Consider the following 564-nt stretch of genomic DNA (forward strand, 5'->3'; position numbering starts at 1 on the left):
GAAAACGGAAGCGGCGCACGGCTATGCCAATGAGGGAGAAAAAGTGCTGCGCTTTACCATGACGGTAGCGGAGTTTCACCGCTAGTGTCGGTCCGCTGCCAGGATACCCCCGCGAGCAATTATTTCACCGTGCGGGCGATCGAGGGCAATATCCGCCCCTCGTCGCTCAGCGACTGCCAGGTGAGCTGGCACCTGACAGTCCCTTTACACCAGTCCGTTCGTCGCTGGCTCAGAGGGGCGACAACGCCGGCGTTATCCACCCGCGTTCCGTTAACGGAAAGCTGATACAGCGTAACGTAATAAGGCGACGGGTTTTCAACCGTCAGCCCGTCGGCGGTCAGCTGCCAGCGTAGCTGACGATAGGCCAGCGCCGGTTCGCCCTGAATCCCCTCCGGGCGATAGATAAACTTCATGCTGGAACGTACCGCCATCTGAACGTTATCGCTGTGACGCTGGCTGGCCGGAATGGAGGCAATGCTTAGCGTGAAAAGCGTTTCGCGATCGGCAGGAAGCGGCGCATCGGCGCGAAACAGACGGATCTTATTCTCACGTCCGGGCTGGAGT

General features: G+C 59.6%; 1 protein-coding gene. It reads right to left on the reverse strand.

The window, feature by feature from the left end; translation table 11 throughout:
• Positions 1-119: 119 nt before the first annotated feature.
• Positions 120-564, reverse strand: a 445-nt coding sequence (locus tag RE027_RS18060) for a fimbrial biogenesis chaperone (protein ID WP_368809678.1), incomplete at its 5' end; no start/stop codon positions are given.

Origin of the sequence: Kocuria sabuli, from assembly GCF_040981185.1 — a bacterium.
In the GTDB taxonomy this organism is placed as follows: domain Bacteria; phylum Actinomycetota; class Actinomycetes; order Actinomycetales; family Micrococcaceae; genus Kocuria; species Kocuria sabuli.